Source organism: Kibdelosporangium persicum, from assembly GCF_013280595.1.
Classification (GTDB): Bacteria; Actinomycetota; Actinomycetes; order Mycobacteriales; family Pseudonocardiaceae; genus Kibdelosporangium; species Kibdelosporangium persicum.
Genome location: NZ_JAAATY010000013.1, coordinates 149,796 through 171,127 on the forward strand (window position 1 = coordinate 149,796; position 21,332 = coordinate 171,127).

The window sequence follows — 21,332 nt, forward strand, 5'->3', positions numbered from 1 at the left end:
GGTCAGCCTTTCCATGTGGGTGGCGTCCACGCCGGTGGCCGCCAGGTCGCGGGCCGCCGGGCCGGAGCGGGCTCGTGCTCGGCCCTCGCCGTGCCGAGCAGGACCAGGACCAGCGCGGCGAGTTCCTCGGCGGACGGATCGCCTTTGACCACCCGGATGCCGGTCACTGCGGCGGGTTTCCGTGCTTACGGGCAGGCAGGGCGGAATGCTTGGCGCGCAGCATCTCCAGCCCGGAGATCAGCACCGCCCTGGTCTGCCGCGGGTCGATGACGTCGTCGATCAGGCCACGCTCGGCCGCGTGGTACGGGTGCATGAGCTCGGTCCGGTACTCCTTGATCTTCTGCTGACGCACTGCCTCGGCGTCCTGCGCCGCCGCGATCTCCCTGCGGAAGATGACGTTCGCCGCCCCGTCGGCGCCCATCACGGCGATTTCGTTGGTGGGCCACGCCAACGCGAGATCCGCCCCGATGGACCGGGAGTCCATCACGATGTACGCGCCGCCGTACGCCTTGCGCAGCACCACGGAAATCCGGGGCACGGTGGCGTTGCAGTAGGCGTACAGAAGTTTCGCGCCACGGCGGATGATCCCGTCGTGCTCCTGGTCGACACCGGGCAGGAACCCGGGCACGTCGACCAGCGTGACCAGCGGGATGTTGAACGCGTCGCAGAACTGGACGAACCGCGCGCCCTTCTCGCTGGCCTTGATGTCCAGCGCACCGGCCATGGCCGAGGGCTGGTTGGCGACCACACCCGCCACGTGCCCGCCGATCCGGGCGAGCGCGCACACGATGTTGGGCGCCCAGCCCGCGTGCACTTCCAGGTAGTCGCCGTCATCGACGACCTCGGTGATCACCTCGCGGATGTCGTAGGCCTGGTTGGGGTTGGCCGGCACGAGGTCAAGCAAGCGATCGGTCGTGCGATCGTCCGGATCGGCGGTGCCGGACGACGGCGGCAGCTCACGGTTGTTGGCCGGTAGCAACGAAATCAGGTAGCGAACGTCATCGAGACACTCCTGTTCGCTGTCGTACACGAAGTGCGCGACGCCCGAGGACGTCGCGTGCACGTCCGCGCCGCCGAGACCGTTGTGCGTGACCTGCTCGCCGGTGACCGCCTGGACCACGTCCGGCCCGGTGATGAACATCTGCGAGATCTCCCGGACGGCGAACACGAAATCGGTCAGCGCGGGGGAGTAGGCCGCGCCACCGGCACACGGCCCGACCATCACGCTGATCTGCGGGATCACCCCGGACAGCCGGACGTTGCGCTGGAAGATCCCGCCGTAACCGGCGAGCGCGGTGACGCCCTCCTGGATACGGGCGCCCGCGCCGTCGTTCAGCGACACCAGCGGCGCGCCCGCGGCCTCGGCCATGTCCATGATCTTGTGGATCTTCATGGCGTGTGCCTCGCCGAGCGACCCGCCGAAGATCCGGAAGTCGTGCGCGTAGACGAACACTGTCCGGCCGTACACCGTGCCCCAGCCGGTCACGACTCCGTCGGTGTACGGCCGTTTCGCCTCCAGGCCGAAGCCGGCCGCCCGGTGCCGCCGCAGCGGCTCGATCTCGCGGAACGTGCCGGGGTCGAGCAGGAGGCCGATCCGTTCCCGCGCGGTCAGCTTGCCCTTGTCGTGCTGGCGGCGGGTGGCTTGCGGATCGGCGCCCGCCACGGCCAGGGCCTTGATGTCGGCCAGCTCGGCCAGCCGTTCGGAGTTGGTGGTCGGCATCGGTCTCACCCGGTTCAGTCGAGCAGCGCGCCACCGCTGGCGTTGATCAGCGCGCCGGTGATCCATCGCGCGTCGGCGCCGGCGAGGAAGCCGACGATGTCGGCGATGTCGGTGGTCTCGCCGACCCGCTTGAGCGCCGCCATCTCCGACAGGTGCGCCCTGATCTCCGGGTTCCGGAACACCGGCTCGGTACCGTTGTCGGTGACCCCGGGCACCACGCTGTTGATGGTGATCCCGCGTGGCCCCAGGTGTTTGGCGAAATGCAGGGACAGCTGTTCGACCGCGCCCTTGCTCATCGCGTACCCGATCTCCTGCGGGTTGCCGAAACGCGTGATCCCGGACGAGATGTTGATGATCCGCGCCCCGTCGGGCAGCAGGCCCAGCGCCCGCTGGATGATCAGGAACGGTGCCTTCGAGTTGACCTCGAACAGCTCGTCCAGCTGCTCGGCCGTGACGTCCTCGGGCTCCTGCACGGACTTGATCCCGGCGTTGTTCACCAGGATGTGCAGTTCGGCCGTGCCGGTGCGAGCCTTCAGCCCGCTCTCCAGCGCGTCGAACAGGTCGTCCACGTACCCGGGCGCACCGAACTGCGACCGCAGGGCGAAAGCCTGGCCGCCGTCCGCCTCGATGCCTTTGACCACCTCGTCGGCGGCGTCGGCCTCGGTCGCGTAGTGCACGGCGACCAGCGCGCCGTCCCGGGCGAGGCGCTGGGCGACGGCTCGGCCGATGCCCCGGCTGGCCCCGGTGACGAGTGCTGTCTTGGTCATGGGTCCTCCTGTCAGTTCGGCTGGCCGAACCAGCGATGCAGTGCGGCTGCCAGCTCCTGCCGGGTGCCGTCGACCCAGGCGATGTGGCCGTCCGGCCGGATCAGGGCGCGGTCGAACGGCAGACCGTCCACGCCGGTCAGCGTCAGCACGCGGCCGGCCCAGCGTTCGGCGCCGGAAGTGTTCAGCAGCACGCCTTTGCCTGTGCGCAGCGCGTCGATCGGGGGCGTCCGGGTGCCGAGCAGCGGATGGCCGCCCGGGCCCATGTCGTAACGGATGCCGAGACCGCTGATCATCTCGGCGAGATGGGCGCGGACCGGCTCCATCGCCATCAGCTCGGCGAGGACGGTACGGACCGGCTCGACGTCCCGGTCGCCGAACAGCAGCTGCGTCTGCGCGGCGATGTTGGTCAGCACGTGTTCGCCGACCGGATGCCGTTCCTCGTGGTACGTGTCGAGCAGATCCACGTCGCCACGGACCTTCGCGGCGAGCTTCCAGCCGAGGTTCATCGCGTCCTGCAGGCCCAGGTTGAGCGCCTGCCCGCCGGTCGGCAGCTGCTGGTGCGCGGCATCACCGGCGAGCATGACCCGGCCCTTGCGGTACCGGGCAGCCTGCCGCCTGGCGTCGCCGAAGGCATTGAGCCACACCAGCTTGGCACCACTGATGTCCTCGCCGGTGACCCGGGACCAAGCCCCCACGAGATCCCCGAAGGCCGGCTCGGTCGTCCGGGGACGGGCGCCGAACTCGTGCACCATCACCCGTGTCAGGCCGTCCGGATAGCGGTACGCCGTCGCCACACCGCGCGAATGCCGTTCGAACCTGCGGTTCGGGATCTCGATGCCCACGATGTCGGCCCGGATCAGCTCACGTCCGGCGTCCTGTCCCGGGAAGTCGAACCCGGCCAGTCGCCGGACCGTGCTCTGCTCACCGTCACAGCCGACCACGTAGTCCGCCCGCAGAACGTCCACACCGGAGGTCTCCACATCGGACACCTCGACCTCGACACAGTCCGCCGTCTCGGTGAGCCCGGTGACCTCACGGCCACGGCGTACCCGGGCACCGAGCCGAGTGGCCCAGCGCTCGAGCAACGCCTCGGTCCGCGTCTGCGGCAGCTTCCACTGGCCCGGATAACGTGTGCCTGCCGTCAGGTCGAGCGGGATTCCGCCGAAGTGCCCCATCGGCAGGCACGGCAGGGTGCCGAGCTCGTCCAGCAGGCCGCGTTGGTCGAACAGTTCCATCGTGCGGGCGTGCAGCGCGGACGCACGGGACTCGGTGACCGGTTCGGTCAGCCGTTCCAGCACGATCACGTCGGCTCCGCCGAGCCGCAGCTCACCGGCCAGCAGCAGGCCCACCGGACCCGCGCCGGCCACGATGACGGACGTGTCCCGCACCTGAGCTCAGCTCCGCTTCTCGGCGTAGTCCTTGGCGTGCCCGAGGGTCGCGCGGCTGTTGGTGCTCAACGCGTTGCGAACGAACTGCTTCGCGTCGGCGACCGTGGCGTCGGCACCGAGGATCTCGGTGACGTTCGCCGTGTTGATCACGACCGTGTGCTCGGAGGTCGCGGTGACCCCGGCGTCGTGCTCGACGAACTCCCAATAGCCGGTGTGCAACGCCATCAGCGCGGGCAAGGTGGTCTGCTTGTAGACGATCTTCTCGTTCGGGAAGCAGACCCGGACCGACTTGGTGGTGTGGGTCGAGCCGTCCTTGGTGCGCGTGTCCATCTCCAGGATCTGCAGGCCGGGCGTGTCCTCCTGGAGCGAGACCCTGGCCACGTGCGGCAGCCGCTCGGTCCACTTGCCGGCCTCGTTGACGAACTCGTAGACGTCCTTGGCGGAGCCGGCGATCTCGACGGTGTCGGTGAACGACAGCAGCAGATCCTCCTCGGCCGTCACTGTCGCGCGTTCGATGTTCGCCTTCAGCGCGCCCAGTTCCTTGCGGCTGTTGCTGTCCACCGCCTCGTCGATCCACTTGAGACTTTCCGGGTCGTCGTCGATCGCCCGGTAGTCGTGCCGCAGCCGGACGCGGCTTTGCTTGTCCGACAACGGTTCGATGATCCAGCCACCGCCCATGGACGCGACCGGGGGCGGCGAGACCTCCTGGCGGAAGTCGATCCGGCGCTCGGCGGGCTTGAGCCACCGGCGTGAGGTCCAGTTCTTGGCCTCGCCGTTGGCCGTCGCCCAGATCCGGATCCGCTCCTCCTCGGCCGAGATCCCGGTCCGGTCGACGTACACCGTCGGCGGGAACAACCGAGGCCAGTGCACGCACTCGGCCAGCAGCCGGTAGACCTCGTCGGCACCGGCGTCCACGGTGATCTCGTGCTCGACCTCGCGCACGTTCTGGTTCGACACGTCCTTCTCCCTCTGCTCAGAAGTTGCCGAGGCCGCCGCAGACGTTCAGCGCCTGCGAGGTGATGGACGCGGCCGTGTCCGAGACCAGGTAGCCGACCAGACCGGCCACCTCCTCCGGCGTGGAGTACCGGCCGAGCGGGATCTTGGCGTTGAACTTCTGCAGGATGGCGTCCTCGGTGGTGTTGTACGCGGTCGCGTACCGCTGCCGGACACCTTGTGCCATCGGCGTTTCGACGTAGCCGGGGCACACGGCGTTGACCGTGATGCCGGTCGGCGCCAGCTCGTTGCCCAGTGCCTTGGTGAAGCCCACGACACCGTGCTTCGACGCCGAGTACGGCGCGCCGAGCACCACGCCCTGCTTGCCCGCGGTGGACGCGATGTTGATGATCCGGCCGCTCTTCTTGTCCCGCATGCCACCCGTGGTGAGCACCTCCCTGGTCATCAGGAAGACGCTGTTGAGGTTGGTGGCGATGACGTCGTGCCACAGCTCGTCCGGGATGTCGGCGGTGGTGCCACCGCCCGGCCGGCCGGCGTTGTTGACCAGGATGTCGACCAGGCCGTAACGGTCGACGGCCGCCTGCACGAACCCGCGGATGTCGCCGGGCTCCCGCACGTCGCAGGCCGTGCCGTCGACGTCGAAGCCCTCCTTCTGCAAGGACTTGACGGTCTCGGTGACGTTGTCGGCGGTCCGTGCGCCGATGAAGACCTGGTGGCCCAGCCCGGCGAGCGCACGGGTGATGGCCAGGCCGATACCGCTGGTCGCGCCGGTGACAAGGGCTACTTTCGGCATGCCTTCTGTCCTTTCCTCATGCCACGCTGAGCAGGCGTGCGTTGACGATGTCGAGCAGTGCGCGTGGGGTGCTGGCCTCGTTGAGCGCGTCGTCGCCGAGCGAGATCCCGTACTCGCGTTCGATCCGGCTGGTGGTCTCGAAGATGGCCAGCGACTCGTAGCCGAGCTCCTCGAACTCCGTGTCGAGGATGTGGCTGTCGAGGTCCACTCCCTCGTCCTCACCGGCGCACTCGCGCAGGATCGACTTGAGGTCCTCGATGGTGAACTTCTCCGGCATGCTTCCTCCCTAACGGATTCGCCGTGCTGGTCTACCGGGCCGATCGCACGACCACGGCCGAGTTGAAACCACCGTGGCCACGGGCGACCACGAGCGCGGTGCGCACCGGGCCGCCGCGCGTTCCGGTCACCAGATCCAGCTGGTAGTCCGGGTATGGATCACTGTGGACAGTCGGTGGCAGCACGCTGTCCCGGATGGCCAGCAGTGCCGCGGCCACGTCCAGCGGTGCCGCGCCCGCGTACAGCCGTCCGGTCATCGTCTTCGGCGCGGTGACAGGCACACCGCGCGGACCGAACACCTCGTTGATCGCGTCGGCTTCCTGACGGTCGAGTTCCGGCACGGCGACCGCGTCGGCGAACACCACGTCGACGTCGCCCGGCGTGACGCCCGCGTCGTCGAGGGCAAGCGTGATCGCGCGCTTCAGGGCCGGTGGCCGTCCGGTGCCCGGTCGAGGGTCGAAAGTGGACGCGTAGCCGGCGATCCGGCCGTAGATCTCGGCTCCGCGTTGCCGTGCGGCGGCTTCGTCTTCGAGCACGAACAACGCGCCACCTTCACCTGGCACGTAACCCGAAGCCGACGCGTCGAACGGCAGATACGCCCGGTCAGGGTCGGTGGCCGTGCTGATCTGGCCGCTCGACAGATGCGAAATCCAGCCGTACGAGGAAAGTGAACCGTCCACACCGCCGGTGACGGCCAACGGCGTGCCCTTGCGGATCTGCCGTCGTGCCTGGCCGATCGCGTCCAGCCCGCCCGCGTGGTCACTGACCAGCGCGGCGCTCGGGCCCTGCATGCCGTTGCGGATCGAGATCTGCCCGGTGTTCACCGCGTAGAACCAGGCGAAGGACTGGTACGCGCTGACGTACTTGCTTCCCTTGCTCCACAACGCCTGCAGTTCACGTTCACCGAACTCGAACCCGCCGGCCGAGCTGGCTGTCACGACACTCATGTCGTACCCGTCCAGCTGGTCGGGCTTGACCCCGGCGTCGGCCAGGGCCCAGTCCGCGGTCACCAACGCGAGCCGTGTCATGTGGTCGGTCTGTGGCAACAGCCTGCTGGGCAGGTGTTCCTTGGCCACGAAGCCGGGCACCTCACCGGCCAGCTGAGCGGGATAGCCGCTCGGGTCGAAGCGGGTGAGGCGGCCGATGCCGCTGGTGCCGTCCAGCGTCGCGGCCCAGTAGTCCTTGGTGCCCAGGCCGTTCGGCGCCGTGACGCCGATCCCGGTCACCACCGCCGACGGGGTCATGCGTGGTCCTTTCCCGGTGCGGTGAGCACCATCGCGCTCTGGAACCCGCCGAACCCGCTGGCCACCGTCAGTACCGTGTCGGTGTCCTGTTCCCGTGCGGTCACGGGGATGTAGTCCAGGTCGCATTCCGGATCGGGGGTGTGCAGGTTGGCGGTCGGCGGCAGGACGTCGTGCTCCAGCGCCAGCACGGACGCGGCGACCTCGATCGCGCCGATGGCGCCGAGCGAGTGGCCGATCATGGACTTGATCGAGCTCACCGGGATCCGGTACGCCTGGTCACCGAGGCTGCGTTTGAACGCCGCCGTCTCGTGCCGGTCGTTCTGTTTGGTGCCCGAACCGTGTGCGTTGATGTAGTCGATGTCCTCGGGGTTGACCCGCGCCTCGGCCATCGCCACCCGGATGGCCTCGGCCATCTCCCGGCCGTCGGCTTTCAGGCCCGTCATGTGGTAGGCATTGCACCGTCCGGCGAAGCCGGAGACGATCGCGTGGATGTGCGCGCCGCGTCCGCGTGCGTGCTCCACTTCTTCGAGCACGAACATGGCCGCGCCCTCGCCGAGCACGAACCCGTTGCGGCTGGCGTCGAACGGACGCGAGGCGTGCTCGGGGTCGTCGTTGCGTGGGGTGGTCGCTTTGATCGCGTCGAAGCAGGCCAAGGTGATCGGTGTGATCGGCGCGTCCGTACCGCCCGCGATCACGATGTCGGCCGAGCCTTCACGGATCAGGTCACAGCCGTAGCCGACGGCGTCCACACCGGACGTGCAACCGTCGGAGATCATGGCGGCGTGGCCTTCCGCGCCGACCGCCCACGCGACCTCGGCCACGATCGAACTGGGCACGAAGTAGTTGTAGAGATGCTTGGCCGCGTAGTTCTCGTCCAGCAGGTCCAGCCTGCCGTCGTCGCTGGCGGCCCGGTACTCCTCCTCCAGCCCGACGGACGCGCCGATCGCGCTGCCGACGCTCACCGCGACCCTGCCCGGGTCCACAGTGGACATGTCAAGTCCGCTGCCGGTCACCGCCTCCCGTGCGGTCACCACGCCGAACTGGGCAGCCCGGTCCATCCGGCGGATCTCCTGCGGGCCAAGGCCGAACGCGGCCGGATCGAAGTCGGCCTCCGCGGCGATCCGGGACCGGAACGGCGCCGGGTCGAAGTGCGTGACGAGCCTGGTGGCCGTGCGGCCCTCGGTGAGCAACCGCCAGAAGTCCGGTACGCCGATCCCGCCGGGGGAGATGACCCCGATGCCGGTGATGGCCACTTCCCTGCGGCTCATGGCGTTTCCTTCGGGCCGAACCAGCGCTCCAGCGCGGTGGCGAGGTCGTCGCGGCTCTCCGGCGTCCAGGCCACGTGCGAGTCCGGCCGCAGGAGCACGGCAGCGGTGCCGTGCAGCGGCCCCGCCGGGTCGGCACCGTCGTGCGGCGAAGCGGTGATCACGTTCACCCGGTCGCTCCACGCCTCGGCGACCTGGCGCAGCCCGGCGTCGTCCGCGCAGTCGATCAGCACGCCACGGGCCGGGCGCATCAGTTCGGTGGTGCTGGTCTTGCCGTCCGCAGTGATCAGTTCGACGTGCGGCATCCGCTCGCCGAGCAACGGATGCCCGCCCTCGCCGACGTCGTACCGGACGGCCAGCCCGCTGACCATCCGCGCGAGGTGCCGGTGCACCTCCGGGTACTCGACCAGCTCGGCCATCACCTTGCGCAGCGGCAGCATTTCCTCACCGCGCAGGAACAGCAGGGCTTGGGCGCGGGTGTTCATCGTCAGCCGCTCGCCGACCGGGTGCCGTTCGCTGTGATACGTGTCCAGCAGGCTTTCCGGGCTGGTGCCGCGGACCACCGCGGCCAGCTTCCAGCCGAGGTTCACCGCGTCCTGGATGCTGGTGTTCATGCCCTGGCCGCCCGCGGGCAGGTGGATGTGCGCGGCGTCGCCCGCCAGCAGCACACGGCCGCGCCGGTACTCGGAGACGAGCCGGGTGGCGTCGGTGAAGGCGCCGATCCACACCGGGGTCGCGGCCGAGATGTCCTCGCCCGTCAGGCGTTTCCACGCCCCGGCGGCCTCCGCGAACGTGACCGGTTCGGTGCGCTTCTTCGGCGGGTTGTCCCGTTCGCAGATGGTGATCCGGAAGACGCCGTCGCCCAGCGGGCCGCCCATCACCATGCCGCCGGGGACCTTCTCGCCGATCTCCCTCGGCCGCATCTCGATGCCCTTGAGGTCGACCTGGAACATCTCCATGGTCCCCTCGACACCGGGGAAGTCGAAGCCGCACTGCTTGCGGACGCGGCTCCGGCCGCCGTCGCAGCCGACGAGGTACTGGCACCGCAACGTCCGCACGGTGCCGTCCGGCCCGGCCACCTCGACGTCGACACCGTCCGCGTCCTGCCTGACCGACTTCACGTCATGGCCCCGGCGAATGTCGGCCCCGAGTTCGGCGGCCCATTCTTCGAGCACGGTCTCGGTCTGCGACTGCGGCACCGTGCGGTTGGCGAGATGAGGATTGCCCAGCACGCTGAAATCCAGCGGAATCCCGCCGAAATGGCCGAGCGAACTGGTCTCCGGATTGCCGAATCTCGGCAGCAGGCCGCGCTGGTCGAACACCTCCATGGTGCGGATGAACAGCCCAAGCCCGCGGGATTCCCCGGTCCGCTCGGCGAGCCGCTCGAGGACGATGACGCCTGCCCCGCCGAGCCGCAGTTCGGCCGCGAGCATCAGGCCGGACGGCCCGGCGCCGACGACGATCACGGGAGCGTCAACGGGCTTCCCCTTGACCATGAGCTGTCGTTCCTTCCGTGCGATTTTCTCCGCGGCGCGAAAACACCCGCCGAAATGTTCGGTGATCCCCGTTCCGGCACTCGGTCAGTGCTGCCGGTTGCTGATATCGAGTCTTGTCGCCGGCCGTACTCCGCGTCAACGCGGTCGCTGCAAGAACAACCGCAAAGCTTTGTCAAGCGCATGTCAGGAAATGGCTCAGGATGACAAATCCCCGGTACCGCGACCGTCGCCCGGCCTATCGGCAGGCGAAACGAAAACCGACACCGCGAACCGTGCGAATCCAGTCACTGCCGCCCAGTTTGCTGCGCAGCGAACCGACGTGGGTGTCAATCGTGCGGCTGGCTCGCACGCTGGCGGCGTGCGGGGTTTGGTCGCCCCATACCTCGGCCATCAGCCGTTGGCGCGTGACGACGGTGCCGGCGTTGCGCGCCAGGTAGTGCAGCAGTTCGAACTCCTTGCGGGTCAGTTCGACGTGCCTGCCGTCCAGCCGCGCCTCGCGGGCGGTCGCGTCGATCTCCAGCGCGCCGATCGACAGGCTCAGTTCGACCGCGCGGGTCCGCTGACGCGGCCGCAGCCTGCGCATCAGCGCCTCGATCCTGGCCAGCAGCTCACGGAACTCGCACGGTTTGTCCATGCAGTCGTCCGAACCGGCCTGCAACGCGAGCACCCGCTCCAGCTTCGCGTCGCCGCCGGTGAAGGCGATCATCGGAGTGTCACTGCGCTGGCGGATCCGCCGGCACAGCTCCACCCCGTCCATGTCGGGCAGTTCGAGGTCGAGCAGGATCAGGTCGGCGTCGCTGTCGGCCGTCAACGCCTCGCCGCCGGTGCCGACCGTGGCGATGTCGTAGCCGTGGCGGGTCAGGTTCTGCGGCAGTGAACTGGCCTTCTGCTGGTCCTCCACGAGCAGGATGCGCAGCGATTGCATGATCGATTTCCCCAGTGGTGGTTTCGGTACGATGCCTGCCTGCGAAATCATTCCCCAGGTATTGCTTTCCGCTTTCGGGCGCGCCGGGCCGTGGCCTTGTTTCCGCGAGGTTACGTCCACGCGCGGGGATGTCCCATTCGTCCAGCTGACCCGTGGCGTCGCGGAAACTTCTGGCAGACGGTCAATGATCTCCCCAGTTTTGGCAACCGGAACGGCGGTCCTGTCAACCGTGGTAATCGAGAAGTGACACCGTGTCAAGTGACTGTCCACTCGCCGGTATGACTGTGCGTAGCCGATAAGCGGGCGGCCGTCCCGAGGATCATCCGATGTGGCGTTGACATGCGGGCGAGATTGCGTGATGTGAACGCAGCGTGGCTGGTGACAGTGTCACGTACTCGGCCGAAGGGTCAGCCTTTTCGCAGAGACACGCAGTGTGATGTTCGCCCCTGAATGGCGGCGAATGTGCGAGCCGGGTAAAGGATGTCAGGTCTTCGGCCGTCCATTGCGGGCGGCTGGCCGCGCCTTTTGTCTGGTTTCGGTGACGACGTCTTGTTCCGGTGGTTCGTTGGCGGACCGTCAAAAGACTTCAAACGTTCCGCCAAGTCGGCACGAGCGGGTTGTCACCCTTCGGCGATCGCGCCAAGCTCGGCTACGAGTCCCGCCCGGTCGTGCGGTGTTCTCCGACCCCCGGCCGGCGCATCACCCGTGAATCCGATGGGAGCGAGCCGATGACACACGCGATCGAGACCGAACACGACACGCTGCTGCGTGAGCTGTCGCACCGAGCCGAGATCTCCGACCTGCTCGCCCGGAACTGGCGGACGATGGACGAGAAGGACTTCGACAGCGCCGCCGAGCTGTTCACCGACGACATCGTCCTGGTGATGGCGGGTGGCGAGCCGATCGTCGGTGCCGCCGAGGTGATCGAGTGCACCCGCGCCTTGAACGTCCCTTACGGGGCCACACAGCACAATGGCTGCAGCATCGGCATCGACCTGGACGGCGACCGGGCGACCGTGCACGCCAACGTGATCGGTGTGCTGGTCGGTGCGACGGACGATGTGCCGCCGGTCAGCGTGACCGCCGTCGGCGCCCGGGTCGGCGTTGTCCTGACTGAGCAGGGCTGGCGGATCAACCGCATCGAACTGACGCCGCGGTATCGGTATCCGGTCCGCTGACCGGTCCACTGCGGACGGACACGGTCACCCTGGACACCCCGCAGCGGATCGGCGTGGGATCGCCGATCCGCTGCGGGGTCTTTGCGGGTCAGCCGACGTCGCGGCGGTTGCTGGTGAACGGGGGCGCGTCCGGGTCGATGCCGAAGCTGATGACGCGTCGCGGGTGAATCCGGATGATCGCGCCGTCGAACCCGTTCGGCACACCGGCCCAGGCCGAGTCCGTGGCGTCGACGAGCGCCTCGCCGCGTCCGCGGATCTCCAGGCACCGCGGCTCCCACGACTCGTCCGACACGAGGTCGTCGATCACGAAGGCGACACGGTCGTTCTTGGTGACGTTGCGGAACTTCTGGCTGCCCGCCATCCGGCGCCCGCCGATGTCGATCGTGCCGGTACCGCTGTTGTAGCGAAAGGTGACCGGGTTGATCTGCAGGGTGCCGTCGGGTTGCGCGGTGGCCAGCCGGCCAAGTCGCTGACCGGTCAGGAAGTCGAACTCGATATCGGTGAAAACCATGACAGTTCCTCGTGATCCGGGTGGGTGATCGATGTGTCGGCGAACGGACGGCGAGTCCTGTGCCACAGTCGGCGACGATCCCGGCACAGTGCCCGGGAATGCTCCCGCTTGTCGTGGAGCACGCGGACGCCGGGCCATCGCGGCGATGCCCGTCCGCTTTCAGACAACCGCAGGAAGGGTCACGGCGCAACCTGTGTGAGGCGGTCAGTCGGGCGGATTCCGGTTCGTGCGCACGACTTCGCGGCACGGACGGGTGGCGGGGAGTGCTTGGCCGGGACGGGATCTTCGCGTTCTGCCCGCGTTCGGCGGTTCGGTCATGAACGGCTCCAGCAAGATCCACCGACTCCGATCCCCAGTCGTGCTCGCTCCGGACCCTCCGGCCCGACGTTCGACCATAGTGCGGTCCGGCCGCCGCCCGCCAGTGGTTCGCCGGTTTCCCCACCGGCATCGGAATCGCGGGCAGCATCGTGACGTAACAGACGGAACCACCCAAACTCCGACCGGTATCGGCAGCCTTGACGGGAACCGCGAAGGCTGCGACTCTCGATGGAGACTGCGGTCGAGCGATTTCGCCTGGGGGAGACCAGCGCCCGTGCGTGCCGACAAGCCTGTGGCTGTCCCGGAAACGCCCCTGGGTTTGCGTGCCGCAGCGTCCGATCAGCGTTCTGGCTGGGTACATCTGTCCTGAAAGGAATGGTCAACCCGTGGAACGAAGCCGATGGGGCCTGGTCGTGGCCGCCGGGCTGGCGGTGTTCGTCGTCCAGCTGGACGCCACGATCGTGAACATCGCGTTGCCGTCCATTGAGGACGATCTGCGGACGTCCACCTCGTTCGTGCAGTGGGTCGTGCTCGGCTACCTGACGCCGATCATCGGCTTGGGGCTGTGCGCCGGGCGCTGGGTGGACGCCGTCGATTCCCGCCGCGCGCTGACGCTGACGTGCGCGGGATTCGCCCTGTCGACGGCGGCGGCCGGGCTGGCGCCCGGGATCGGGTGGCTGGTGGCGGCCCGGTTGGTCCAGGGCACGTTCGGTGCCATCCTGATGGCGCTTTCGTCAGTACTCGCGACCGTGTCGGTACGGCCGGACGCGCGAGCGCGGGCGTACGGCCTGATCATGCTGTTCGGCACCACCGGCGGGGTCACCGGGCCGGTGGTGGGCGGGCAGATCGTCGAATCGCTCGGCTGGCCGTGGATCTTCTACCTGTCCATCCCGCCGGTCGCGGCGGTCGCGTTGCTCGCCGCCGGGCAGTTGCCGCTGGGCGACCGGCTGACGTGGCCCCAGCGTCGCTGGCTCGTCGAGGCGGCCACGTTCGGCGGCGGCGCCGTGGCGGTCCTCTTCGCGCTGTCCCTCGCGGTGACCGAAAGTCCTGTGTGGATCGTCGTGGCACTGCTGGCCGTTCCGCTTGTGGTGGCGTGGTATCGAAGCCGCGACGCGGTACCGGTCCGTGAACTGCTGGGCACCCGGGGCGTCCTCGGCCCGCACGCGGCGCTTGTGCTGGTGTACGTGGGCCTTCACGTGCTGATCTTCGTGTTGCCCTTCTTCCTGCAGCACGGCCTGGGCACCACGCCGGGCACCGCCGGTCTCGTCCTGCTGGCGTATCCGGTCGCCGCTCTGGCGACGAGCTATGGCGCGGGCATGGTCGCCGACCGGGTCGGTACCCGGCCGGTCGCGGTGGCCGGTGCCGCGGTCATCACCGTGGGCTTCGTCCTGCTCCTGCTCGCCGGTGGCGGGCCGGTCGACCTGTTCTGGCGGCTGGCCGTGGTCGGCGCCGGGTTCGGGCTGTTCAACGGGCAGTTGCAGGTGTTCCTGATGGGCAACGTGCCGCGCTCGCAGCTGGGGCTGACCGCGGCGACGTCGAACCTGGTGCGCCAGATGGGAAACGCGTTCGGCACGGCGACAGGTGCCGCGTTGTGGGCGCTGTCGGGCTCTTCGGCGTTGAGGTGGGGCGCGGCCCTGGCGGCGGTGTCCATGGTGATCGCGGGCGTGACCGTGGCGCGTTCCCGCTCCGGGCCGAAGGTCGAAGTTTCCTCGTAGGACATGACACAGGAACCGCCAGGCGGGTTCCGCCTGGCGGTCCTTCGCGCTCCGATGCCGCCGGCATCAGGGTGCCGTGCCGGTGCGCGTCCGGTGCTCGCGGATCTGGCCGTGGTGGTCCGCGACCCATGTGATCAGGGACGTGACGATCTGGTGGAGGCTGCGGCCCAGGGGAGTGAGGGCGTACTCCACACGCGGCGGCACCTCCGCGTAGGCGGTCCGGGTCACCAAGCCGTCCTGCTGGAGCTGGCGCACGGTGAGGGTGAGCATCCGCTGGGAGATCCCGGGGACTTCGCGCCGCAGGTCGGTGTAGCGCAGCGGGCCGGCCGCCAGCACGGCGATCACCAGCATGCTCCACTTGTCGCCGACCCGGTCCAGTATCTGCCGGACGAAGTCCATCTGCTCAGCGGGGATGGCGGCGCACGGCCCTCGGCCCGCGGCGGCGTCGGGTCGGTCTGCGGTGTCCATGGCGCACATTCCCCTCCGGCACGCACATCGATGTGCCTTTTGTACGGGCTTCCATACTGGTCCATCATGGCGCTACGCACAAAAAGTAGGAATTGAAGGGCGGCTGCGCGGTTCCCGCCGCCCACGCCTGATCCACCCACCTGCCGGGCAGCTGATCCGCGCATGTCCCGGCGGTCACGACACGAAAGAGATCCGACTGTGCCCACTCTCGCCATCGTCGGCGCCGGTTCCGGCATGGGCCTGGCCATCGCCCGCACCTTCGGCAGCCGCGGCTTCGACGTAGCCCTGATCGCCCGCACCGAGCAGAAGCTGGAAGCACTGGTCGACCAGCTCGGCCAGGAAGACATCAAGGCCGCCGCGTTCCCCGCCGACGTCCTCGACCGCGCCTCACTGACCGACGCCCTGGACGCGGCCAAGGCCCACTTCGGCGGCATCGACGTACTGGAGTACTCGCCGGCCCCGCATTCCCCGGTGCCGGGCATCACCATGGCCGCTCCCTCGGAGGTCACGGTGGACAACCTGCAGCCGCAGATCGAGTACAACTTCTACGGCGCCGTCACGGCTGCCCAGGCGGTTCTGCCCGCCATGCGGGCGGCCGGCGCCGGGACCCTGCTGTTCACCACGGGCGGCGGCTCCGTGGACCCGGTGCCGATGCTGGCCAACATCAACGCGGCCGCGGCGGCTCTGCGCAACTGGGTGATCAACCTGAACAAGGAGCTGGCCGGCAGCGGCGTGTACGCCGGCCACGTGGTGATCAGCGTCTGGATCGGCGGGGGCGCCGTCGCGCGCGGCGGCGCCCCGGATGGCGTCCCGACGGCCACGCCCGAGCAGATCGCCCCGCTGTACTGGGACCTGTACGAGAACCGCGACCGGCCGGAGGCCATCTTCAGCGCGTAACCGGGGCAGTACGCCTACGCGGGGCCGAACCACCGTTCGAGTGCCGCGGGAAGACCGGCTTTGCTGCCGGTCGCCCAGGCCAGGTGGCCGTCCGGACGGATCAGGTACGCGTCCGCGCCGTGCAACGGGCTGTCCGTGCCGTTGTCGACAGGTGCCGCCGTGACGATCTCCACTCGGTCCGACCAGGCAGCGGCGGCCTTGCGCAGCCCGGCGTTGCCGGCGCAGTCCAGCAACACACCGCGACCCGCGTGCAGCAACTCGGTGGTGCTGGTCTTCCCGTCCTCGTGCACGAGATCGACGTGTGGCACCCGGCGGCCCAGCAGCGGGTGGTCGCCCTCGCCCATGTCGTACTGGATGTCCAGGCCGCTGACCATGCGAGCCAGGTGCCTGCTGACGTCCTCGTACTCGATCAGTTCGGAGATCACGTCCCGTAACGGCTGGATTTCCGTGCCGCCCAGGAAAAGCAGCCCTTGGGCCTGGGTGTTGGTCAGCAGGCGCCGCCCGACCGGGTGCCGTTCACTGTGGTAGGTGTCCAGCAGGTCGGCCGGTGCGGTGCCGCGGACCACGGCGGCGAGCTTCCAGCCCAGGTTCACCGAGTCCTGGATGCTGACGTTCATGCCCTGGCCGCCGGCGGGCAGGTGGATGTGCGCGGAGTCCCCGGCGAGCAGCACGCGGCCCATGCGATAGCTGGTCACCTGCCGGACCGCGTTGCCGTACGAACTGGTCCACACCGGGGTGCCGCCCGAGATGTCCTCGCCGGTGAGCCGCTTCCACGCCGCCACGACCTCGTCGAACGTGGCCGGGCTGGTGCGTGGCTTCGGCACGGCCGCGTGTTCGCAGATGACCAGCCGGGTCAAGCCTTCCGGCAGGTGACCCGCCATGACGAGGCCGCCCGGCACGGTCTCGCCGTACCTGCGCTCCCGTACCCGCACGTCCTTGACGTCGGCGAGGAACATTTCCATCGTCGCGGGAATTCCGGGGAAGTCGAAACCCGCGCTCTTGCGCACCTTGCTACGGCCGCCGTCGCATCCCACGAGGTAGGCGCCACGCAGGCGATAAGCGCCCTGTGGGCCGTTCACCTCGATCTCAACCCCCGCGTCGTTCTGGGTCAGCGACACCAGTTCGTGGCCGCGGCGGATTTCCGCGCCGAGTTCGGTCGCCCATTCTTCGAGAACCTTCTCGGTCTGCCATTGCATCACTGTCTTGTTGGCCAGGTGCACGCCGTCGAGGACGCCGAGATCGAGGGTCAGGCCGCCGAAATGGTGGTAGGAGGTGGTCGTCAGGTCCCCGAACCGCGGCAGCAGGCCGCGCTGGTCGAAGACCTCCATCGTCCGCACGGTGAACCCCAGGCCACGGGATTCCCCGGTCGGCCTGGCGAGCTTCTCCACGACGACGACGTCCACGCCGGCGAGCTGCAGTTCGCCGGCCAGCATCAGGCCTGCCGGACCCGCGCCCACGACGACAACGGCAGTGTCCATGTCTTCTCCTTGACGGTGATTCGAGGCCAGATTCGACAGACCCAGCCACAGTAGGCCGGCGCGCGGAACGACGGAAAGAGCCGTCGCCCATTTTTGTGGCCGGTCCAGCAGAATTGACGTTTCCGTGGCCGGCTTGGCGATTCCCTGACAGATTCTTGGCGCAGTCCTTGACGTGATCGCTTGACGCGGAATCCCGCTGCCGGAGAAGCTGTCATCGAATTCTTTCGTCGATTCTCGCAGTGCGCGGAGGGGACAATGACGACAACACAGGCGACTCCGCCACCGGCCGGGGACATCCGGGAAGTCGGCCCGGTGGCGCTGGTGACCATCCCGACCGGACAGACGGCGTACCTGGTGACCCGCTACAACGAAGCGGTGTTCGTGCTGTCGGACCCGATCTTCAGCCGCCAGGAGGTGTTCCGCACCCGGGGGACGAACTACACCGGGCCGGGCGCGAGCAGCACCGGCGACATGCTGCTGGACATGGACCCGCCGCAGCACACCCGGATCCGCGGGCTGGTGGCCAAGGCGTTCTCCCGCCGCAGGACCGAGATGATGCGGCCGGGGATCCAGCAGATCGTGGACGAGCTGCTGACCGGCCTGGCCGACCACGGGCCGCCCGCCGACCTGGTGGACGCGCTCTGCCTGCCGCTGCCGATCACCGTGGTGTGCCAACTGCTCGGTGTGTCCTATGACGACCGCGCCTGGTTCCAGGAACGCTCGCTGGTGCTCGCGTCCACAGCGGACACGGCGGAGAGCAAACTGAACGCGGTGAACGAGCTACGGGCCTACCTGACCGAGATCATCGCCGAGAAACGCAAGGACCCGAAGGAGGATCTGCTCAGCGAGCTGGTGTCGGCCCGTGCCGAGGAACGGCTGACCGAGGAGGAACTGATCAACCTCGGTGTCCTGCTGCTGCCCGCCGGTTACGAGACCACGGCGAACCAGATCTGCAAGAGCATGCACGCCTTGCTGTTGCACCCGGACGAATATTCGCGGCTGTGCGCCGAGCCGGCCGGCGTCCCCGCGGCGTCGGAAGAGCTGATGCGCCTGTACCCCTCCGTGCTGACACCGGGTTTCCGGGTGGCGACCGAGGACGTGACCGTCGGCGAGGTGACCATCCCGGCAGGCAGCCTGGTCATCGTGTCCGACGCACTGGCCAACCGTGACCCCGAGATCTTCGCCAGGGCGGAGGAGATGGACCTCAGGCGGACGAAGAACCCGCACCTCGCCTTCGGTCACGGCCTGCACTTCTGCCTCGGCGCCGCACTGGCCCGCGTGGAACTGGAGGCGGCGATGACCGGCCTGGTCACCCGGTTCCCCGGCCTGCGGCTGGCCGTCGACCCGGAAACCATCCGCTGGCACACCGAGCGGCGCTTCCGCGGCCCGTCTGAACTGCCCGTCACCTGGTGAGGTCGCGGACCGGCCGCACGGCGTGACCCGGTTATCCGGCCGTCCACGGGCGGAGCTTCTCCGGGTTGAGCACGGCCCAGATGCGGGTGATCCGGTCCTCGGCGATGTCGAAGGCGAGCACCGCCACGGTGGCGCCGTCCTGCTGGGCCACGAGGCCGGGCTGGCCGTTGACCGTGCGCTCCAGGAAGGTCATGTTCCCGGGGGCGCGGCGGGCGAGGTCGATGAAGTACTGGGCGACGTGCTCGTTGCCGCCGATGGGCCGTGGCGCGGCGGTGACGAGGCCGCCGCCGTCGCCGGTCGCGGTCACGGCCGGGTCGAGCAGGCCGATGAGCGCGTTGATGTCCTTGGTCTCCCACGCCTCTTTGAAGCCCCGGACGATGTCGGCGCGCTTGGCCGGGGGCGCCGGGGGCGCCTGCGACGCGTCGATGCGGCGGCGGGCCGAGGAGGCCAGCTGGCGGCAGGCCGCCGGGCTGCGGCCGACGATCTCGGCCACTTCGGCGAAGGAGTAGCGGAAGACGTCGTGCAGGACGAACGCCACCCGCTCGGCCGGCGTCATCGATTCGAGCACCACCAGGAACGCCATGCTGACGGACTCGTCGAGGGTCACGCGGTCGGCCGGGTCGGCGGTGACCCACTCGGACGGCTCGGGGACCGGCTCCGGGATCCACTGGCCCACGTAGCGTTCCCGCCGCATCCGGGCTGAGCCGAGCAGGTCGAGGCAGACACGGCTGGCCACCCTCGTCAGCCAGGCGCCGGGCGAGTCGATCGCCTTCCGCTGCTGCGGGGACATGGCGTACCAGCGGGCGTACGTCTCCTGCACGACGTCCTCGGCGTCGGCGAGCGAGCCGAGGAGCCGGTACGCCAGATTGATCAGCTGACGCCGCTCCCGCATGATCGCGCTCAGGCTGTCTCCTGCCTCGGACTGCGTGCTCATGGTGGTGCCGGCTCCCTTGGTCGCTTCCGCCTTACCCAGTCCGACGAAACGTCGCACCGGAGTGTGAGGTCAGCGCGTCACCTCACATTACGGGGCGTTGTGTCGTCGGACGGGCATGGACATCGCACTGTGGATCATCGCGGCCCTGCTGGCCGTGCTTTTCCTGGCCAGTGGCGCCGCGAAGCTGTTCGTCCCCGGCAAGGCGGTCGTCGAAGGCTTCAGCGTGGGCGCCGTCAAAGCCATCGGCGTGCTCGAGGTTCTGGCCGCCGCCGGCCTCGTCCTGCCCGCCGTACTGGGGATCGCGCCGGTGCTCGTGGCACTGGCCGCCGTCGGCCTGGCGCTGCTGATGGCCGGCGCGATGGTGTTCCACCTGCGCCGGCACGAGAGCCGGCAAGCCGTGGTGACACTGTCGCTGCTCGCTCTCGCCGCCTTCGTCGCGTGGGGCCGTTTCGGTCCCGCGCCGTTCGCCGCCTGACTCACCAAAGAAGGACATCAACCCATGGAACCGGTCAACGTCTCGATCATCTACTACAGTGCCACCGGCACTGTGCACGCTCTGGCACAGGCCGCCGCCGAGGGCGCCGAAAAGGCAGGCGCCCGCGTGCGGCTGCGCAAGGTCGCCGAACTGGCGCCGCCGGAGGCGATCAGCAGCAATCCCGCGTGGAGCCAGCACATCCAGGACACCGCCGACATCGCGGAGGTCAGCCCGGACGACCTGGCCTGGGCCGACGCGGTCCTGTTCGGCACGCCGACCCGATTCGGCACCATCTCCAGCCAGGTGAAGGCGTTCATCGACACGACAGGTCCTTTGTGGTTCGCGGGCAAGCTCGCCGACAAGGTGTACTCGGCCTTCTCCGCGTCCAACACCGCCCACGGCGGACAGGAGTCCACCATTCTGGCGCTGAGCAACGTGTTCTACCACTGGGGTGGCGTCATCGTGCCTCCTGGCTACACCGACCCTGTCCAGTTCAAGACTGGCAATCCCTACGGCACGTCCCATGTGGCCGGTGACGGCGCGCCCAGTGAGGTGACCTTGCAGGCAGCCCGTTACCAGGCGCAGCGCGTCGTCGACACCGCGGCGGCACTCAAGATTGGTCGTGCCGCGTCATGACCACGTTGCAGGACATCACTGACCGAGTCGAAATCGAAGCACTGCGCGGCGAGTTCACCGACGCCGTGATGACGCGTGACTACGACCGGTTCGCCGCGCTGTTCACAGTGGACGGCGCGATGCGGATTCCCGAGGTCTCCGAGCTCGTCGGCCGCACCGAGATCCGGGCGGGAATCGAACGGATGCAAGGGTTCTGGGACTACTTCGTCCAGACCATCCACCCGGGCACGATCCAGCTCGCCGGGGACACCGCGACCGGGCGTTCGTACATCTCGGAGTTCGGGCGCCTCCGGGACGGCAGCTCACACCTGAACTATGCCGTGTACCACGATCGTTACCAGCGCACCCAGGACGGCTGGAAGTTCACGGAGCGCGTCTACGAGATACGGTACATCGACAGCGCTCCGCTCACCGGCTCGGTTCCCTAGCGCCGTCGCTCGGGCGGCACGTATTCGAAGGCCGGGCCCGCGGTCGTCCGCCT

General features: G+C 68.8%; 22 protein-coding genes. 7 read left to right on the forward strand and 15 right to left on the reverse strand.

What is annotated here, in order from left to right:
* Positions 1–2: 2 nt before the first annotated feature.
* The 11 genes from GC106_RS48015 to GC106_RS23580 form a co-directional block, all read right to left on the reverse strand.
* Positions 3–167 (reverse strand): acyl-CoA carboxylase epsilon subunit, encoded by a 165-nt coding sequence (locus tag GC106_RS48015; protein WP_173134595.1) that lies wholly within the window; start codon positions 165–167, stop codon positions 3–5.
* On the reverse strand, positions 164–1,720 hold the full coding sequence (locus GC106_RS23535) for an acyl-CoA carboxylase subunit beta (RefSeq protein WP_173134598.1): 1,557 nt from the start codon (positions 1,718–1,720) through the stop codon (positions 164–166). The genes GC106_RS48015 and GC106_RS23535 overlap by 4 nt, the downstream gene beginning before the upstream one ends.
* Positions 1,721–1,734: 14 nt before the next feature.
* A complete protein-coding gene (locus tag GC106_RS23540) occupies positions 1,735–2,487 on the reverse strand; it encodes an SDR family oxidoreductase (RefSeq protein ID WP_173134600.1) in 753 nt (250 codons plus the stop codon).
* Between the two features lie 11 nt (positions 2,488–2,498).
* Positions 2,499–3,875 carry an FAD-dependent monooxygenase gene (locus tag GC106_RS23545; RefSeq protein ID WP_312872803.1) on the reverse strand — a complete coding sequence of 459 codons (1,377 nt, stop codon included), beginning with the start codon at positions 3,873–3,875 and terminating at the stop codon, positions 2,499–2,501.
* Positions 3,876–3,881: 6 nt separating this feature from the next.
* Entirely contained in the window at positions 3,882–4,832 is a 951-nt protein-coding gene (locus GC106_RS23550; protein WP_173134603.1) for an aromatase/cyclase, read from the reverse strand.
* Positions 4,833–4,848: 16 nt separating this feature from the next.
* Positions 4,849–5,622 carry a 3-oxoacyl-ACP reductase FabG gene (gene fabG, locus GC106_RS23555; protein WP_173134606.1) on the reverse strand — a complete coding sequence of 258 codons (774 nt, stop codon included), beginning with the start codon at positions 5,620–5,622 and terminating at the stop codon, positions 4,849–4,851.
* 16 nt (positions 5,623–5,638) lie between these two features.
* On the reverse strand, positions 5,639–5,899 hold the full coding sequence (locus tag GC106_RS23560) for an acyl carrier protein (protein WP_173134609.1): 261 nt from the start codon (positions 5,897–5,899) through the stop codon (positions 5,639–5,641).
* A 31-nt stretch (positions 5,900–5,930) separates the two neighbouring features.
* The gene (locus tag GC106_RS23565) at positions 5,931–7,142 is read right to left on the reverse strand and encodes a ketosynthase chain-length factor (RefSeq protein WP_173134612.1); all 1,212 of its coding nucleotides are present in this window, start codon (positions 7,140–7,142) and stop codon (positions 5,931–5,933) included.
* Positions 7,139–8,410, reverse strand: coding sequence for a beta-ketoacyl-[acyl-carrier-protein] synthase family protein (locus tag GC106_RS23570; RefSeq protein ID WP_173134616.1), 1,272 nt, complete (start codon positions 8,408–8,410; stop codon positions 7,139–7,141). Before GC106_RS23570 ends, GC106_RS23565 begins: the two co-directional genes overlap by 4 nt.
* Positions 8,407–9,903: an FAD-dependent monooxygenase gene (locus GC106_RS23575; RefSeq protein WP_173134619.1), complete on the reverse strand. Its 1,497-nt coding sequence runs from the start codon at positions 9,901–9,903 to the stop codon at positions 8,407–8,409. Before GC106_RS23575 ends, GC106_RS23570 begins: the two co-directional genes overlap by 4 nt.
* Before the next feature lie 235 nt (positions 9,904–10,138).
* Positions 10,139–10,828, reverse strand: a complete 690-nt coding sequence (locus GC106_RS23580) for a response regulator transcription factor (protein ID WP_217280857.1) — start codon at positions 10,826–10,828, stop codon at positions 10,139–10,141.
* Between the two features lie 728 nt (positions 10,829–11,556).
* Between GC106_RS23580 and GC106_RS23585 the strand changes: the two genes are divergently transcribed.
* On the forward strand, positions 11,557–12,006 hold the full coding sequence (locus GC106_RS23585) for a nuclear transport factor 2 family protein (protein ID WP_173134622.1): 450 nt from the start codon (positions 11,557–11,559) through the stop codon (positions 12,004–12,006).
* Positions 12,007–12,094: 88 nt separating this feature from the next.
* Here GC106_RS23585 and GC106_RS23590 read toward each other — a convergent pair whose 3' ends face one another.
* Positions 12,095–12,517: a PPOX class F420-dependent oxidoreductase gene (locus GC106_RS23590; protein WP_173134625.1), complete on the reverse strand. Its 423-nt coding sequence runs from the start codon at positions 12,515–12,517 to the stop codon at positions 12,095–12,097.
* 704 nt (positions 12,518–13,221) lie between these two features.
* Here GC106_RS23590 and GC106_RS23595 point away from each other — a divergent pair.
* Positions 13,222–14,550: an MFS transporter gene (locus tag GC106_RS23595; protein ID WP_173134628.1), complete on the forward strand. Its 1,329-nt coding sequence runs from the start codon at positions 13,222–13,224 to the stop codon at positions 14,548–14,550.
* A 66-nt stretch (positions 14,551–14,616) separates the two neighbouring features.
* Here GC106_RS23595 and GC106_RS23600 read toward each other — a convergent pair whose 3' ends face one another.
* Complete coding sequence (locus tag GC106_RS23600) at positions 14,617–15,027, reverse strand: winged helix-turn-helix transcriptional regulator (protein ID WP_173134631.1); 411 nt, start codon at positions 15,025–15,027, stop codon at positions 14,617–14,619.
* A 189-nt stretch (positions 15,028–15,216) separates the two neighbouring features.
* On the opposite strand from GC106_RS23600, the gene GC106_RS23605 reads away from it, so the two are divergent.
* Positions 15,217–15,915: an SDR family NAD(P)-dependent oxidoreductase gene (locus tag GC106_RS23605; RefSeq protein ID WP_173134634.1), complete on the forward strand. Its 699-nt coding sequence runs from the start codon at positions 15,217–15,219 to the stop codon at positions 15,913–15,915.
* A 14-nt stretch (positions 15,916–15,929) separates the two neighbouring features.
* Here GC106_RS23605 and GC106_RS23610 read toward each other — a convergent pair whose 3' ends face one another.
* Positions 15,930–17,393, reverse strand: coding sequence for an FAD-dependent monooxygenase (locus tag GC106_RS23610; protein WP_173134637.1), 1,464 nt, complete (start codon positions 17,391–17,393; stop codon positions 15,930–15,932).
* Positions 17,394–17,648: 255 nt separating this feature from the next.
* Between GC106_RS23610 and GC106_RS23615 the strand changes: the two genes are divergently transcribed.
* A complete protein-coding gene (locus GC106_RS23615; protein WP_173134640.1) occupies positions 17,649–18,806 on the forward strand; it encodes a cytochrome P450 in 1,158 nt (385 codons plus the stop codon).
* A gap of 31 nt (positions 18,807–18,837) precedes the next feature.
* On the opposite strand, the gene sigJ is transcribed toward GC106_RS23615, so the two are convergent.
* Positions 18,838–19,740 carry an RNA polymerase sigma factor SigJ gene (gene sigJ / locus GC106_RS23620; RefSeq protein ID WP_173134643.1) on the reverse strand — a complete coding sequence of 301 codons (903 nt, stop codon included), beginning with the start codon at positions 19,738–19,740 and terminating at the stop codon, positions 18,838–18,840.
* A gap of 115 nt (positions 19,741–19,855) precedes the next feature.
* Here sigJ and GC106_RS23625 point away from each other — a divergent pair, with 115 nt between their 5' ends.
* The 3 genes from GC106_RS23625 to GC106_RS23635 are packed head-to-tail and all read left to right on the forward strand — an operon-like array spanning position 19,856 to position 21,279.
* Entirely contained in the window at positions 19,856–20,215 is a 360-nt protein-coding gene (locus GC106_RS23625) for a DoxX family protein (protein ID WP_173134646.1), read from the forward strand.
* Between the two features lie 24 nt (positions 20,216–20,239).
* A complete protein-coding gene (gene wrbA, locus GC106_RS23630) occupies positions 20,240–20,851 on the forward strand; it encodes an NAD(P)H:quinone oxidoreductase (protein WP_173134649.1) in 612 nt (203 codons plus the stop codon).
* Complete coding sequence (locus tag GC106_RS23635; RefSeq protein ID WP_173134652.1) at positions 20,848–21,279, forward strand: nuclear transport factor 2 family protein; 432 nt, start codon at positions 20,848–20,850, stop codon at positions 21,277–21,279. The genes wrbA and GC106_RS23635 overlap by 4 nt, the downstream gene beginning before the upstream one ends.
* The last annotated feature ends 53 nt before the right edge of the window (positions 21,280–21,332 follow it).

Bases quoted from the DNA above. Each gene is read 5' to 3' on its own strand.
- GC106_RS23535 (WP_173134598.1), bottom strand. From the start codon at position 1,720: ATGCCGACCACCAACTCCGAACGGCTGGCCGAGCTGGCCGACATCAAG.
- GC106_RS23540 (WP_173134600.1), bottom strand. From the start codon at position 2,487: ATGACCAAGACAGCACTCGTCACCGGGGCCAGCCGGGGCATCGGCCGA.
- fabG (WP_173134606.1), bottom strand. From the start codon at position 5,622: ATGCCGAAAGTAGCCCTTGTCACCGGCGCGACCAGCGGTATCGGCCTG.
- GC106_RS23560 (WP_173134609.1), bottom strand. From the start codon at position 5,899: ATGCCGGAGAAGTTCACCATCGAGGACCTCAAGTCGATCCTGCGCGAG.
- GC106_RS23565 (WP_173134612.1), bottom strand. From the start codon at position 7,142: ATGACCCCGTCGGCGGTGGTGACCGGGATCGGCGTCACGGCGCCGAAC.
- GC106_RS23570 (WP_173134616.1), bottom strand. From the start codon at position 8,410: ATGAGCCGCAGGGAAGTGGCCATCACCGGCATCGGGGTCATCTCCCCC.
- GC106_RS23575 (WP_173134619.1), bottom strand. From the start codon at position 9,903: ATGGTCAAGGGGAAGCCCGTTGACGCTCCCGTGATCGTCGTCGGCGCC.
- GC106_RS23580 (WP_217280857.1), bottom strand. From the start codon at position 10,828: ATGCAATCGCTGCGCATCCTGCTCGTGGAGGACCAGCAGAAGGCCAGT.
- GC106_RS23585 (WP_173134622.1), top strand. From the start codon at position 11,557: ATGACACACGCGATCGAGACCGAACACGACACGCTGCTGCGTGAGCTG.
- GC106_RS23590 (WP_173134625.1), bottom strand. From the start codon at position 12,517: ATGGTTTTCACCGATATCGAGTTCGACTTCCTGACCGGTCAGCGACTT.
- GC106_RS23600 (WP_173134631.1), bottom strand. From the start codon at position 15,027: ATGTGCGCCATGGACACCGCAGACCGACCCGACGCCGCCGCGGGCCGA.
- GC106_RS23610 (WP_173134637.1), bottom strand. From the start codon at position 17,393: ATGGACACTGCCGTTGTCGTCGTGGGCGCGGGTCCGGCAGGCCTGATG.
- GC106_RS23615 (WP_173134640.1), top strand. From the start codon at position 17,649: ATGACGACAACACAGGCGACTCCGCCACCGGCCGGGGACATCCGGGAA.
- sigJ (WP_173134643.1), bottom strand. From the start codon at position 19,740: ATGAGCACGCAGTCCGAGGCAGGAGACAGCCTGAGCGCGATCATGCGG.
- GC106_RS23625 (WP_173134646.1), top strand. From the start codon at position 19,856: ATGGACATCGCACTGTGGATCATCGCGGCCCTGCTGGCCGTGCTTTTC.
- wrbA (WP_173134649.1), top strand. From the start codon at position 20,240: ATGGAACCGGTCAACGTCTCGATCATCTACTACAGTGCCACCGGCACT.
- GC106_RS23635 (WP_173134652.1), top strand. From the start codon at position 20,848: ATGACCACGTTGCAGGACATCACTGACCGAGTCGAAATCGAAGCACTG.